Origin of the sequence: Amnibacterium kyonggiense (assembly GCF_004364555.1) — a bacterium.
In the GTDB taxonomy this organism is placed as follows: domain Bacteria; phylum Actinomycetota; class Actinomycetes; order Actinomycetales; family Microbacteriaceae; genus Amnibacterium; species Amnibacterium kyonggiense.
The window spans coordinates 1,325,447-1,339,446 of record NZ_SOAM01000001.1 but is presented as its reverse complement, the minus strand read 5'-3'; the positions used below and the strand labels follow the sequence as shown (position 1 = coordinate 1,339,446).

Here is a 14,000-nt window from a genome sequence, read left to right as displayed (position 1 = left end):
CCGGCTCAGCGCGCCATCAGCGACCGGTAGGCGCGACGCAGCACCGGCACCCGCGACAGCCGCCGCACGACCGGCTCGAGCGGCTCGGGCGCCCGCCTCCGGATTCGCTGCACGAGCCGCGGCGGTCCGGCGGGCGCCGCGGGCGGCGCCTTCGGCTTCGACGGCGGCACGGCCTCGACGGTCATCGCACCGACCCCGTCGACGCGCAGGCGGAGGCCGGTCTGCACCGGCTTGCCGCCGCCGACGCCGAGCGCGATGCGGCTGACGCCCGCGAGCGAGCTGGCGAGCGCCTCGACGCGCGCCGAGCCGTCCCGGCACACGAGCCGGGCGCGGAGCGCGAAGGAGTCGAGCAGCAGCCGGGCGTCGAGCTCCCCGTCGCCGTGCACGTGGAGCGCCGGCTGGTCGAGGGTCAGGAGGATGCCCCGTGCCGACTCCACCACGGTCGCCGTCTCCCGGGGCGCGGCCCCGGCGACCGGCGTTGCGGTCGCACCGGCATCGACCTCGGCGCCGGACTCCCCCGCCCGCACGACGGAGGGGCGGCCGTCGATCACCGCGGCGACCCGCCGGCCGGACGGGAGCGGCAGATCGACCAGGCCCGCGGGCGTGCTGAGCCGCAGGCGGAGGCTCCAGACGCCGTCACCGAGCGGTCGCCCGGCCTCCGCCGTGCGCAGGTCAAGCGCGGCGGACGCCGTGCCGTCGCCGAGCGTCGCGGGCACCTCGAGCTCGACGACGTCGTTCGCGACGAGGAGCCGGGCCTCCCCGCCGTGGCCGGTGACGCCGGCGTCGACGCGGAGCAGCCCGGACTCCCAGCGGATCGTCGCAGCGGTGATCGCGACGCCGTCCGGCACCGGCACGGGCTCGACGTCCTGCAGGGCGCACGCGTAGCCCGAGTCGAGGTCGACGACCTCCGACGTCTCGGCGCCCGCGCGGACGAGCGCGATCCTGCGTCCCCGGCCGCCGGCGACGCGCCCGCGGACGACGGCGACGCCGGACTCGCGGGCCCGGTCGAGCAGCAGCTCGAGCGCGCGCGGCGCGAGTCGCAGGTCCTGGTCGAGCTCGAGCACGTGGTCGCCGCTCGCGTGCCGTCGCGCGAGCGCGAGGCGGTCGGCGTCGGGCGCCGCGGCCACCACGACGACGTTCGAGCGGCGTCCCTCCAGCTCCAGCAGACGTCCCGCGCTGCCGTCCGTCGAGTCGTCGGCCACGACGACCTCGAACTCCGCGGCGGGCAGGGTCTGCGCGTCGAGCGACCGCACCAGACCGACGAGGGCGGGACCGGGGTCCCGCGAAGCGATGACGACGCTGACGGCGACCATGGTGCGTCGCACGCTAGTCGGCTCGGGTTCGGAGCGGAACCGACCGTGCGCGCATCACCGCACGCGGCGGACGGCGAACTGCAGGCGCGGCCGCCCGTAGCGCTCCTGCGCGTCGACGATCCGCAGCTCGCCATCGCCGGCGCGGACGGTCAGCTCGATCAGGTCGAAGACGCTCGACGCGGTGCGGGCCAGGGCGCCGGCCGCGTCGCCGGAGGTCCGGAGGTGCGCCGTGAACAGCGCCGCCGTGACGTCGCCCGTGCCACCGAAGGAGCGCGGCAGGCGCGGCGTGCCGACCAGCCACGCGCCCGCCGCATCCACCGCGAGCATCTCGACCGTCTCGGGGTCGCCCTCCGCGCGGGCGACGCTCGTGACGAGGACCGTCGAGGGCCCGAGCGCCCGCGCCAGGTCGGCGGCGTCGAGCAGCTCGGGCAGCGTGGTCGGCTCGGTCCCGGTGAGGAGGCCGAGCTCGAAGGCGTTCGGGGTGATCAGGTCCGCGAGCGGGACGACCTCCGCCCGCAGCAGCTCGGGGATCGCGGGCGCGACGAACAGGCCGGCGGCGGCGTTGCCCATGACCGGATCGCAGGCGTAGACCGCGCCCGGGCTGGCGGCCTTGACCCGCCGGACCGCGTCCGCGACGACCAGCGCCGTGCCCGCGTCGCCGAGGTACCCCGACAGCACGACGTCGAGGTCGGCGAAGGCCCCGCGCTCCTCCACGCCGAGCAGCACATCCGCGACCTGCTCGGGCGCGAGCCGCAGGCCCCGCCAGGAGCCGTAGCCGGTGTGGTTCGAGAACAGCACGGTCGGCACCGCGACCACCTCGACCCCGAGGCGCTGCAGCGGGAACACGGCGGCCGAGTTGCCGACGTGGCCGTAGGCGACCTCGGACTGGACGGACAGCAGGCGCACGGCGACGATCCTCCCGTAGCGTGCGGGCATGCCGATCGCGTTGATCACCGGTGCCGCGCGGGCGAACAGCATCGCCGCGGGCATCGTGCCCCGGCTCGTCGCGGGCGGCTGGGAGGTCGTCACCAGCGACCTCCACGACGGCGACGTGCTCTGCGACCTGTCGGACCCGGAGGCGGCCGCCGCGCTGGTGCCGCGCGTCGAGGCGGAGCGCGGGCCGATCTCGGCGCTGGTCCTCAGCCATGCGCACGACGTCGAGACGGGGATCCTCGACACGACGGCGGAGAGCTTCGACCGCCACGTCGCGGTGAACGCCCGTGCGAGCCTGCTGCTGATCGCCGCGTTCGCACGGCAGGCGCCGCCGGAGGGCGGCGCGATCGTCGCGCTGACGAGCGACGCGACCACCGGCAACCTCCCGTACGGCGCCTCGAAGGGCGCGCTGGACCGCACCGTCATCTCGGCCGCGCGGGAGCTCGGCCCGCGAGGCATCAGCGCGAACGTGCTGAACCCGGGCCCGATCGACACGGGCTGGATCACCCCGGAGGTGGAGCGGGCGCTCGTCGACCGCACGCCGATGGGGCGCCTCGGGACGCCGCGCGACATCGGGGAGGTCGTCGCGTTCCTCGTCTCACCGGAGGGGCGCTGGATCTCCGGCCAGCTGCTGCAGGCCGACGGGGCGTTCTCCGCGCGGTTCTAGGCCGGGGGCGCGAGCAGCCGGTCGAGCAGCGCGAGGGCGCCGACCTGGTCGACCGAGGGGTCGAGCAGCCACTGGGTCTGCAGCCCGTCCGAGGCGGCGACGACGAGCGCCGCGACCTGCTCGGGGTCGAGGTCGGACCGGAGGTCCCCGGCGGCCTGCCCGGCGCGCACCTGCGCCGCGAGCCGCGCACGGACGGCGGCGAACCGATCCGTCGCGAAGGCGGTGGCGGCGGGGCGGTCGCTCTCGAGCGCCGCCGCGACGAGCGTCGTGTAGAGCTGCACCATGCCCGGCACCCGCCGGTTCCGCTGCGCCGACAGCCGCATCGACTCGACCGGCGAGACGCCGCCGGGCGTCGGCTCCTCCTCCTCCAGCCGTCGGGCCGACTCGCGGTAGACCTCGACGAGCAGCCGCTCGAGCGAGCCGAAGTGGTGGATGAGCGCGGCGTGCGTCACGCCGACCTGCTCGGCGATCGCGCGGAGGCTGGTGCGCTCCGCGCCGCGCTTCGCGAACACGTCGATCGCGGCGTCGAGGATCTCCTGCCGCCGTGCGACGCCCTTGGCGTAGGAGCCGCGCGGGCGCGTCCCCTCCGGCGTCGGATCGGTCATGCGGAGGAACATACCTCCGGGTGGAGGTTTTCCTGTAGCGTCGCAGCACGGGCCGGGACCCCGGCACGACGACGTGACGAAGAAGGACGACGTGGCACTCCCCGTAGCCTCCGTGCAGCTGTACACCCTGGCCGACCTGTTCGCCGCCGACATGCAGGGGTCGCTCGAGCGACTCGCCGCGATCGGCCTGAAGAACGTCGAGGCGTTCGACTTCGTCCGCCGCCCGAGGGAGATCCGCGCCGCGCTCGACGCCGCCGGCCTCGCCTCCCCGACCGGCCACGCGCCGCTGCTCTCCGACACGCTCTGGACGCCGGACGGCTCCATCCCGACGCCGAAGCCGGAGGTCGTCTTCGAGGCGGCCGCCACGATCGGCATGACGACGGTCATCGACCCCTTCGTCCCGGTCGAGCGCTGGCTCACGGAGGACGGCGTCCAGGACCTCGCGGACCGCATGAACGCGGCGGCGGAGGTCGCCGCGGGCTTCGGCCTGACGGTCGGGTACCACAACCACGCGCAGGAGTTCATCGCATCGTTCGACGGGAGGACGGCCTACGAGCGCTTCGTCGAGCTGACCGACGACCGCGTCGCGCTCGAGCTCGACCTCTTCTGGGCACTCACCGGCGGGCAGGACCCCGTCGCGCTGACGGCGTCGCTCGGCGACCGGCTCGTCGCGCAGCACGTGAAGGACGGCGTCGCGCCCGACAGCAACCCGTTCGCGCCCGGCGCCCCGGCCTTCGGCTCGGACTCCCTCGATCAGCGCCGCGCCGGCGAGGGCGACGTCCCGCTCGCCGACGCGCTCCGCGCGGCGACCGCGCTGCAGTACGCGGTGATCGAGTACGACCACGCGCCCGGCGACGTGTTCGAGGACGTCGCGGCGTCCTACGCCTTCCTGACGGAGGGCGGCTTCGTCCGCTGAGCCGGCCGCTCAGGCCGCGTAGGCCGCCGGGTCGAATGCGCCGTTCGCGGCGCAAAACGACTCGGCGGTCCCCGGCCAGAGCACGGTGAGCCGGCCCGAGGCGGCGTCGCGGTACCAGCTGTCGCAGCCGGACCACACCATCCCGACCGACAGCTCGGCCACGCGCGCCGTGTACGCCGCCTCCGCGGCCGCGGCGACCTCCACCACGCGGCCACGGCGCACATGGGCTGCGGCGCCGAGCACGTGGTCGATCTGCGCCTCGATCACGAGGAACGCCGAGTTGTGGCTGAGCGCCGCGTTCGGCCCGTCGAGCACGAACAGGTTCGGGAACCCGGGCACCGCGACCGACGCGTAGGCGCGCATGCCGTCCCGCCACGCGTCCGCGAGGGTGCCGGCGGTGCCGTGGACGGCCGCCGCGATCGGCGGCCGCTCCGTCACGAAGCCGGTCGCGAGCACGATCGCGTCGAGGTCCGCCACGCGGCGGCCCGACGCCGCGACGGCGGCCGAGCCGTCCACGGCGACGAGCGCCGACGGCTCGAGGCGGGCTCGGCCCGCGGCGAGCGCCGGGTAGAAGTCGTCGCTCAGCGTGATGCGCTTGCAGCCGATCTCCGCCGACGGCGTGAGGGCGGCGCGCAGCTCCCCGTCGGGCACCTGCTCGGCGAGATGCGCGAGCGCGGCCGACCGCAGCGCCACGAGCTCGGGCGACCCGAGCCGTCGCGCGGCGAACCCGTCCTCCTGCGCGGCGAGCAGGTCCGCCCGGTGCGCGGCGCGATGGGCGTCGTCGGCGGCGAACCGCGCCCGCTCGGCGGGGCTGTAGGCGCGGTCGCCGCGGGGCAGGACCCAGGGCGCGCTCCGCTGGAGGACGGTCACGTCCGCGCCCGCCTCGACGAGGCGCGGGACGAGCTGGACCGAGGAGGCGCCGCTGCCGACGACCGCGACCCGACGGCCGGCGAGCACGAGGTCCGGTGACCAGCGGGCGGTGTGCAGGACCGGTCCGGGGAACGCGGCCAGGCCCGGCACCTCCGGGATCCGCGGCTCCGCGAGCCGGCCGACGGCGAGCACGAGCAGGTCGGCGGTGAGGTCGCCGCGGTCGGTGCGGACCTCCCAGCGCGCCGCGCCCGCGTCCCACCGGGCCCCGACGACCGCGGTGCCGAGTCGGACGCGGTCGATGATCGGCGCGGCGACCGCCTCCAAGTACCGGCGGATCTCCCCGCCCTCCGGGAACCGCGTGCTCCAGTCCGCGTTCGCCGCGAACGAGTACGAGTAGAGGTGCGCGGGGATGTCGCAGGCCGCCCCCGGGTACACGTTGTCGTGCCAGGTGCCGCCGACGCCGCCTCGCCGCTCGAGCACGACCACGTCGTCGCGGCCCTCCGCCGCGAGGCGCAGCGCCAGGCCGAGACCGGCGATCCCGGCGCCGACGACGCAGACACCGACGTGCTCGGTCACGCGACCACCGGCAGCAGGGCGCGGGCGCCCGAGCCGGCGAGCGGCACGACGGGGCCCCGCGGTGCGCGGACGGCGGCCGCGCGCTCGGGGTCCGCGACGCCGTAGCCGGTCGTGCGCTGCACGACGGTGCGGCCGAGCGCGCCGGCGATCGCGTCGACGTCGTCCGGGGTGATCGTGCGCCCCGCCTCGGCGCCCGCATCCGGGTGCGCGGCACCGGGCAGCAGGAGGCCGCCGAGGTCGTCCGCTCCCCCGGCGAGCACCTCGCGCGCCCCGGCGAGCCCGAGCTTCGGCCAGGCCGCCTGCACGTGGTCGATGCGACCGCGCAGCAGGAGTCGCGCGACGGCGTGCACGGCGCGGGTCTCGCGCCGCGTCGGCCCCGGCCGGGCGCCCGCCGGCAGGCCGACCGGCGAGTCCGCGGGGACGAACGGCATCGCGATCAGCTCGGTGAAGCCGCCGGTATCGTCCTGGATCGCGGCGAGGCGCCGGAGGTGCGCGACCACCTGCGCGGGCGTCTCGAGGTGGCCGTACACGATCGTCGCCGTCGAGCGGAGGCCGACCGCGTGGGCGGTGCGGATCGCGCGCTCCCACTCGGCCGCGGGCAGGTCGGTGCCGCCGGACAGCGCTGCCCGGACCCGGTCGTCGAGGACGCGGGCGGCGGTGCCGGGCACGCTGCCGAGTCCGGCGTCGCGGAGCCGCTCGAGCAGGACGGTCGGCGTCTCGCCGAGCCGTGCGGCCGCGTCGAGCACCTCCGCCGGCCGGAACGCGTGGACGTGGATGCGCGGGGCGCCGGCGCGCAGCGCGCGCACGAGGTCGACCGCCGCGTCGCCCGGCAGGGAGGGGTGGAGCGGCCCCTGCACGCAGACCTCCGTGGCGCCCGCTGCCCACGCCTCGGCGGCGAGCGCCGCGACCGCGTCGTGATCGAGCCCGCCGCGCTCGCTCCGCGGATCCCAGTGCGCGCCGTCGAGGTTCCGGTTCGCGACGAACGTGAGCACGTCCCCGGTCGTCGCGGCGCGGACGCGGTCCGCCGCCGCGGCGAGCGCCGCGAGGTCGTCGCCGTCGGCGTCGAGCAGGGCCGCCCAATCCGCGTCCACGAGCGACGCGGGGTCCGCCTCGGCGGCGTCCACGAGGTGCTCGAAGCGCCGCGGCGCCGGGGCGGCCGCGCGGACCACGACGGGCTCGTCGGCGGCGAGGCCGTCCGGCGCCGCGAGCGCGTCGACCGCGTCGCGGAGCCCGTCGTCGATCCACTCGTCGCCGAGCCAGCGCGGGTGCGCGGTGAGGCGTCCCCGCAGCGCGAACCCGCTCGCCGCGGTGAGCCGGGCGAGGTCGTCGAGGTGCGGCCAGGGCCGCTCCGGGTTGACGTGGTCGGGCGTGACGGGGCTGACGCCGCCCCAATCGTCGATGCCGGCGCGGACGAGCAGGCCGAGCTCGGCCGGGTCGGTGAGGTTCGGCGGCGCCTGGAGGTGAGCGGCGGGTCCGAGCACGAGGCGCGCCGTCGCGACGGCGGCGATGTAGCGGTCCGTCGCGAGGTCCGGCGCGCCCTGCATCGCCGTGCGCGGCTTCGCGCGGAAGTTCTGGACGATCGTCTCCTGCACGTGCCCCCAGCGCTCGTGGCTCGCGCGGATCGCGACCAGGGAGTCGGCGGCGTCGCGGAGGGTCTCGCCGATGCCGAGCAGCACGCCCGTCGTGAACGGCACCCGGCTGCGACCCGCGTCCTCGAGCACCTGCAGCCGGAGCGCCGGGTCCTTGTCCGGCGAACCGAAGTGCGCCCCGCCGCGCTGCGCCCAGAGCGGCACGGACGTCGTCTCGAGCATCATCCCCATGGACGGCGCGACGGGGCGGAGGCGCTGCAGCTCGGCCCAGGTCAGCACGCCGGGGTTGAGGTGCGGCAGGAGGCCCGTCTCGTCGAGCACGAGGCGGGCCATCGCGGCCAGGTAGTCGAGCGTCGAGGTGTAGCCGCGCTCGGCGAGCCACTCGGCGGCGACGCTCCAGCGCGCCTCCGGCCGGTCGCCGAGGGTGAACAGCGCCTCGTGGCAGCCGGCCGCGGCGCCCTCGCGGGCGATCGCGAGGACCTCCTCCGGCTCCAGGTACGCGGCCTGCCCGCGGCGCAGCAGGCCGTGCGGGGTGTCCACGAAGGTGCAGTAGTGGCAGCGGTCCCGGCACAGCGTGGTGAGCGGGATGAAGACCTTGCGCGAGTAGGTGACGACCCGGCCGGTGTCCCCGCCGCGGAGCGCCGCACCGGCGTCCCGGGTCGCGGAGGCGAGGCCCAGGAGCGCGTCGAGCTCCGTGCCGCGGGCCGCCAGCAGCGGTGTCGCCGTCGCCGCGTCGAGGCGCTCGCCGCGCTCGGCCGCGCGGAGGGCGGCCCGGACGTCGGCGACCGGGATCTCGGGCTCGGGGGCGACGGACCGCATCCGTCCAGTCTGGTCCGGCTTCGCTGCGCGCCCGCGCGCAGCAGGCTCCCGCCGAGGGCGGACGAGACTGGAGGCTCCTCGACACGGATCGGAGCACGCATGAGCCAGCCGCTCGTCCTCGGGTACAAGGCCTCCGCCGAGCAGTTCGGCCCGCGGGAGCTCGTCGAGATCGCGGTCGCCGCCGAGGCGCACGGGATGGAGAGCGTCGCCACGAGCGACCACTTCCAGCCGTGGCGGCACACCGGCGGTCACGCGCCGTTCTCGATCGCGTGGATGGCCGCGGTCGCGGAGCGGACCTCCACCATCCGGATCGGGACCTCCGTGCTCACGCCGAGCTTCCGGTACAACCCGGCCGTGATCGCGCAGGCGTTCGCGACGATCGGGTGCCTCGCGCCCGGCCGGGTCTTCCTCGGCGTCGGCACCGGCGAGGCGCTGAACGAGGTCGCGACCGGCGCGGTGCCGGGCGGCGCCGACGCATGGCCGGCGTTCAAGGAGCGGTTCGCGCGGCTCCGCGAGTCCGTGGACCTCATCCGCGCGCTCTGGACGGGCGACCGCGTCACCTTCGAGGGCGAGTACTACGGCACGGAGGACGCGTCGATCTACGACGTGCCCGAGCAGCCGATCCCCGTCTACGTCGCCGCGGGCGGCCCGGTCGTCGCGCGCTACGCGGGCCGGGCGGGCGACGGCTTCATCTGCACCTCGGGCAAGGGCATGGGGCTCTACACCGACGAGCTGCTGCCGGCGGTCGCGGAGGGGGCGACGAAGGCGGGCCGCGATCCGGAGTCCATCGACCGGACGATCGAGATCAAGCTCTCCTACGACACCGATCCGGACGTCGCGCTCGAGAACACGCGCTTCTGGTCGCCCCTCGCCCTGTCGAAGGAGCAGAAGCACGACATCACCGACCCGGTCGAGATGGAGCGCGCCGCCGACGCCCTGCCGATCGAGCAGATCGCGAGCCGCTGGATCATCGGCTCCGACCCGGACGAGGTCGTCGAGCGGATCGGCGCCTACGTCGACGCCGGGCTGAACCACCTCGTGTTCCACGCGCCGGGCCAGGACCAGCGCCGGTTCCTCGAGCTGTTCGAGCGGGACCTGGCGCCGCGCCTCCGCGCCCGCTGAGGCGCGGCCGGCGGGTCTCCTACGGGCGGGCGCCGCCGATCTCGACGTGCGTCTTCGGGCCGAGCCGGGCCCCGGCGGGCCGCTCGCCCCCGAACACGTCCGCCATCCGGTCGAGTCCCACCACGGCGCCCACGAGCGGCCGCGGATCCACCTCGCCGGACGCGTAGGCGGCGATCGCGCCCTCGAGGCCGCCGGAGGCGCTCAGCACCCCGACCACGGTGACGTCCTTCAGCGCGACCAGCCGCGTGTCCACGACGCTCGGGCTGCCGGCGAGGCCGATGCACACGACGCGGCCGCCCGGCTCCACGAGGTCGACCGCGCGCGCCGGCATCGCGGGCGCGTCCGTCGCGTCGACGACCGCGCGCCACGGCAGGTCCGGGAGGTCGTCCTCCGTCCACACGCCGTCGAAGCCGAGCGTGCGGGCGAAGGCGAGCGAGCGCTCCGTGCGGCCCAGCAGGTGCACGGAGGCGCCGCTCGCTCGCGCGAACATCGCGACCAGCAGGCCGATCGTGCCGGGTCCGAGCACGAGGACGGGGTCGCCGGGGCGCAGGTCGGCGCCGCGGACGGCGCGCAGCGCGTTGCCGCCGGGCTCGACGAGCGCCCCCTGCACGTCGTCGACCTCGTCCGGCAGCGGATGGAGGAACCGCGCGGGCACGGCGACCTGCTCGGCGAGCGCACCGGGCCGGCCGCCGCGGATGCCGAGCTCCGTGCGGTCCGCGCAGACGTGCTGCCGACCGTCGAGGCAGCGGCGGCACCGGCCGCAGCCGAGCATCGTGTCGCCGGTGACCCGCCGGCCGAGCCACGACCGGTCGACGCCCTCGCCGACGGCGGAGACGGCGCCGGCCCACTCGTGGCCGATCCGCATCGGGAAGACCGCGTGCCCGTCGTGGAGGTACTGCATCTCCCCCGTCCAGAACTCGACGTCCGTGCCGCACACGCCGGCCCGGCGCACGTCGACCACGACCTCGCCCGGCGCCGCGACGGGCGGCTCGACCTCCTGCACCCCGGCCTCGAACGGCCCGGTGATGACGAACGCCCTCATCGCGCGGCCTCCGCCACCGGCGGCCGGGCGCGCACCAGGCGGAGGTCGCCCTCCACGCGCACCGCTCCCGCCCCGTGGGGCACGACGACCGTGGTGCCGCGCCGCACGGGCACCGCCGCTCCGCCGGTCACGAGCCGCCCGTCGCCCTCGAGCACGACCAGGACGGCGAAGCCCGCGTCGAGCATCCGGTCGCCGCGCACGTCCACGACCTCCGCCCGGAAGAACCGGTCCGCCGCCGGCGGGAACGGCACGGTCGCGCCCTCGGCGGCGCGGCGGGACCGGAGGTCGACGAGCTCCTCGTCCGCCAGCGCGGCGGTGCGGAGCGCCGCGAGCGCGGTCCGCTTCGGCAGCCCGAGGAGCGCGGTCCGCTCGTCGAGCCCGCGCCGCTCGATGAGGATCGAGAGGTCGACGGGCTGCTGCAGCTCGACCAGCGTGATGCCGGCCCCGATCGCGTGCGGGAGGCCGGCCGGCACGAGAACGGTGTCGCCCGGCGCGACCGTGAAGCGGCGCATCGCGCGGAGCATCGCGTCGACGTCCTGGTCGTCGTACCAGCGCTCGACCTCGTCCGGGTCGACGGGCCGCTCGAAGCCGAGCCAGATCGCCCCCTCCCCGTCGACGGCCGTGATGATCCACGCCTCCGTCTTGCCGCTCCTCGCGCCGAGCCGCGCCGCGGCGAACTCGTCGTCCGGATGGACGTGGACGAACAACCGCTCGGCGGTGTCGAGGAGCTTGACGAGCAGCCCCGTGTCCGCGCCGAACCGCGCGACGTGGTCCGGCCCGAGCCAGCCGACCGGATCGGCCTCGACGGCGTCGCGGAGCAGCCGACCGTCGGGCAGCACGGTCAGCCCCACGCCGTGGCCGCCCGCGACCTCGGTGGTCGATGCGACGAAGTCCTCCGGGCGCCGGTCGTCGGGCAGCTCCACGCCCCGCAGCTCGGCGATGCCCCTGCCGCCGCGGTAGGGCCGCTCCGCCGGCGTGTTCGGTCCGAGCACGATCGGCACGAGGCCCTGCGAATCGCCGGTGATCACGAGGTGCATCATGCTCCGCTCGGCCCGCGTGCTCGCCTCGCTGCACCCGAAGCGCGTCGCGAGAGCGGTCCTGGTGGTGCGGCGCCCGCCGCCCCTACGGTGAGGCCGTGCCCCGACGTCGCGTCCTCGTGATCGGCGGCGCCGTCCTCGTGGCGGGCGCCGTCGCGGTGACGGCGGGCGTGCTGTCGGCTGGGCCTGCGGAGCACGTGCGGCACGCCTACGCCGGTCAGCGGACCTTCGTCTCGGCGGAAGCGGGGGTCTGCGTGGACGCGACGGTGCGCGGCACCGCCGTCGGTACCCGGGCCGGCACCGGCCCGCTCACGCACTGGACCGACGTACGGCTGATCGATCCGACCATGACCGCCGCGGGCTACGCCGTCTCCGCAGGACGATGCGATCGGACGCGTCCGGTCCGCCTCGCCGCGACGCTCGAGCAGCGCTGGCCGGCGGCCGGTCATGACGACGGCGTGCGCCGCAGCGACGAGGGACCGGCGGTCGGCGTGCTGAGCCAGTTCAACAGCGGTGCCCCGGTGCAGCTGCCCGGCCGTGGCGTGGTGGCCTCGGCCTTCGACCGCGACTACGCGGTCACCGGCCGGTTCTCGGTCGACGCGCGATTCGCCGGTGGGAGCGAGGGGTTCACCTTCCCGGTGCGCCTGGAGCTCGCCCCGGCGACCCGCTGACGCCGCGCGGCTTCGTCCAGACGATCGCGGAGCGCCAGAGCACGAGGCGCCGCCACCGGGCGGGCGAGCCCGATGACGACGACCGCGCCGCCCGGGCCGGCGGTCGAGGTCGCCGGCCCGGGCGCACGTCAGCGGACCGAGATCACCCCCGCCTCGATCGGCGCGGACTCGCCGTACTGGGCACCCGTGATCACGAACACGAGCCCGCGGTTCCGCGGCGCCCCCGGCCCGTCGAGCGGGATGCTCTGCCGGCTGTAGCCGGCCGGGATGGGCGTCGAGAGCCGGGTCCACCGCTTCGGGTCGCCGAGCGACCGGTTGACGAAGAAGTCCTGGTCGTCGTTGCCCGTCACGAGGATGACGCCGTCGCGCGTGCCGTCGTCGGCCCAGGAGACGACCGGCGCTCCGTTCGGCGCCCCGCCCTGCTGGTCGAGCAGCGGCGTGTCCTTCGCGAACCGGAACGACTCCGGGTCCTTCGCGATCCGGTAGTGCACGTGGTACGAGTACTCGTCCTGGTTCGGGTTCGCCGGGTCGTCCGGCTCGCCGAACTCGTACGTCATGATCCAGCGGTCGCCGCGGAGCCGCGCGACCGTCGTCATGCCCGGGCGCTCGGCGTACGCGGTGCCCGTCGCGTCGTTCACGACGGGCCCCCAGGTGCGGAGGTCGCGGCTCGTCTGGTGGGCGAGCTTCTGCCCGTACTTCGGGTCGCGCTGGTCGGAGTAGTAGCAGATGAGCCTCCCCCGATGCAGCAGCAGGAAGGGCTCCCAGACCGGGGTGGCGCCGTTCGTCGTGTCCGCGCGGCCCCCGGTGGCCACGGTGCTGAGGAGCTTCCAGGTGAGGCCGACGTCGGTGCTCGCGTACAGCTGGATGGTCGTGCTCGACGAGCCGAAGAGGTTGCAGGCGAAGAGCAGCGCGCCCTTCCGCAGACCGCCGATCGCCGACGGGAGCTCGTACAGGTAGGGCTGCAGCGCGAACCCCGCGATCGGGATCGTGCTCCACGGCTTCCAGGTGTGGCCGCCGTCGTCCGTCCGGAACAGCGGGAAGCCGGAGGGGCCGAAGCTCTGGTAGGTCGCGAGCATCGACTGCGACCTGCCCGCCGCCCCCGACGTGAGCCGCACGGCGCGGGCGTAGGAGCCGTTCACGTCCGCCGAGGTCACGAGCACGGGTCCGAACGGTGCGACGGCGGTCGGCTTCGGCTTCGGCTTCGCGCTCGCCTCGGCGAACGCCGGACCGGCTCCGCCGAAGGCCGCGCCGGCGGCCACCGCCGCTCCGGCGCCGACGAACATCCGGCGCGAGACCATCGAATTGCGCAAGTCCGACGGTCCGGATCCGGACACGCGGTGATCATGCATGGGTCTGCCTCCTCATCGAGGCCCCGGCGTTCCCGCACTCCCCTGTGCGGAACCCCGGTCCGGGGACCAACGCCCGCAGGCTACGTCCGTCCCGACGACCCGGCAAGCGGTTTTCGACAGACAACCGTTGCGCAAATCGGCGCGTCGAAGTCCGGTCTGCGACCGCCCTCGGGAGCACCGGCGAGCACTCGGTGGCCGGCGCCGCCAGAGGCGACGGTCCTTGCTCGCTCGTGAAGAAGCGAGGAACTTCTTCCATCCCGTTCGTTCCGAGCGCCTCCGGGGCGGGTCAGCATCGAGCCACGTCCCCCGAGGAGAGGAAGACCGATGTCGACGACGACCATCACGACGCCCGCGACCGAGGCGCAGCCGCCCTGCCCCGAGTGCGCGGTCGCGCTGCACCCGGCCGGGCTCGGCCGCCACCTCTACTGGAGCTGCCGCTACTGCGGCGTCACGATGCGGCGCGCCTGAGCGCGCATCCGCCGCGACGGCCG

At 75.9% G+C, this 14,000-nt stretch carries 13 protein-coding genes; 5 read left to right on the top strand and 8 right to left on the bottom strand.

What is annotated here, in order from left to right; all coding sequences use genetic code 11:
• Positions 1-5 precede the first annotated feature (5 nt).
• Together CLV52_RS06805 and pdxY are read right to left on the bottom strand one after the other, a co-directional pair.
• Positions 6-1,313 (bottom strand): glycosyltransferase family 2 protein, encoded by a 1,308-nt coding sequence (locus tag CLV52_RS06805; protein ID WP_162850736.1) that lies wholly within the window; start codon positions 1,311-1,313, stop codon positions 6-8.
• Between the two features lie 54 nt (positions 1,314-1,367).
• Positions 1,368-2,219: a pyridoxal kinase PdxY gene (gene pdxY / locus CLV52_RS06800; RefSeq protein ID WP_133765885.1), complete on the bottom strand. Its 852-nt coding sequence runs from the start codon at positions 2,217-2,219 to the stop codon at positions 1,368-1,370.
• Positions 2,220-2,247: 28 nt separating this feature from the next.
• On the opposite strand from pdxY, the gene CLV52_RS06795 reads away from it, so the two are divergent.
• A complete protein-coding gene (locus CLV52_RS06795; protein ID WP_133765478.1) occupies positions 2,248-2,913 on the top strand; it encodes an SDR family oxidoreductase in 666 nt (221 codons plus the stop codon).
• Here CLV52_RS06795 and CLV52_RS06790 read toward each other — a convergent pair.
• Positions 2,910-3,518, bottom strand: coding sequence for a TetR/AcrR family transcriptional regulator (locus tag CLV52_RS06790; protein ID WP_133765477.1), 609 nt, complete (start codon positions 3,516-3,518; stop codon positions 2,910-2,912). The two genes, CLV52_RS06795 and CLV52_RS06790, sit on opposite strands and share 4 nt — an antisense overlap.
• Positions 3,519-3,609: 91 nt before the next feature.
• On the opposite strand from CLV52_RS06790, the gene CLV52_RS06785 reads away from it, so the two are divergent.
• Positions 3,610-4,434, top strand: coding sequence for a sugar phosphate isomerase/epimerase family protein (locus CLV52_RS06785; RefSeq protein WP_133765476.1), 825 nt, complete (start codon positions 3,610-3,612; stop codon positions 4,432-4,434).
• Between the two features lie 9 nt (positions 4,435-4,443).
• On the opposite strand, the gene CLV52_RS06780 is transcribed toward CLV52_RS06785, so the two are convergent.
• Together CLV52_RS06780 and cofG are read right to left on the bottom strand one after the other, a co-directional pair.
• Positions 4,444-5,880, bottom strand: coding sequence for a flavin-containing monooxygenase (locus CLV52_RS06780; RefSeq protein ID WP_133765475.1), 1,437 nt, complete (start codon positions 5,878-5,880; stop codon positions 4,444-4,446).
• Positions 5,877-8,288 (bottom strand): 7,8-didemethyl-8-hydroxy-5-deazariboflavin synthase CofG, encoded by a 2,412-nt coding sequence (gene cofG, locus CLV52_RS06775; protein ID WP_133765474.1) that lies wholly within the window; start codon positions 8,286-8,288, stop codon positions 5,877-5,879. Before cofG ends, CLV52_RS06780 begins: the two co-directional genes overlap by 4 nt.
• A 99-nt stretch (positions 8,289-8,387) precedes the next feature.
• On the opposite strand from cofG, the gene fgd reads away from it, so the two are divergent.
• On the top strand, positions 8,388-9,410 hold the full coding sequence (fgd, locus tag CLV52_RS06770; RefSeq protein WP_133765473.1) for a glucose-6-phosphate dehydrogenase (coenzyme-F420): 1,023 nt from the start codon (positions 8,388-8,390) through the stop codon (positions 9,408-9,410).
• 19 nt (positions 9,411-9,429) lie between these two features.
• On the opposite strand, the gene CLV52_RS06765 is transcribed toward fgd, so the two are convergent.
• Positions 9,430-10,452, bottom strand: a complete 1,023-nt coding sequence (locus CLV52_RS06765; protein ID WP_133765472.1) for a zinc-dependent alcohol dehydrogenase — start codon at positions 10,450-10,452, stop codon at positions 9,430-9,432.
• Positions 10,449-11,492, bottom strand: coding sequence for a class I mannose-6-phosphate isomerase (locus CLV52_RS06760; protein WP_246017992.1), 1,044 nt, complete (start codon positions 11,490-11,492; stop codon positions 10,449-10,451). Before CLV52_RS06760 ends, CLV52_RS06765 begins: the two co-directional genes overlap by 4 nt.
• Positions 11,493-11,587: 95 nt before the next feature.
• On the opposite strand from CLV52_RS06760, the gene CLV52_RS06755 reads away from it, so the two are divergent.
• On the top strand, positions 11,588-12,160 hold the full coding sequence (locus tag CLV52_RS06755; protein ID WP_133765471.1) for a hypothetical protein: 573 nt from the start codon (positions 11,588-11,590) through the stop codon (positions 12,158-12,160).
• A gap of 128 nt (positions 12,161-12,288) precedes the next feature.
• Here CLV52_RS06755 and CLV52_RS06750 read toward each other — a convergent pair whose 3' ends face one another.
• The gene (locus CLV52_RS06750) at positions 12,289-13,458 is read right to left on the bottom strand and encodes a hypothetical protein (RefSeq protein ID WP_211342619.1); all 1,170 of its coding nucleotides are present in this window, start codon (positions 13,456-13,458) and stop codon (positions 12,289-12,291) included.
• A 375-nt stretch (positions 13,459-13,833) separates the two neighbouring features.
• Between CLV52_RS06750 and CLV52_RS18340 the strand changes: the two genes are divergently transcribed.
• Positions 13,834-13,977, top strand: a complete 144-nt coding sequence (locus CLV52_RS18340) for a hypothetical protein (protein WP_162850735.1) — start codon at positions 13,834-13,836, stop codon at positions 13,975-13,977.
• The last annotated feature ends 23 nt before the right edge of the window (positions 13,978-14,000 follow it).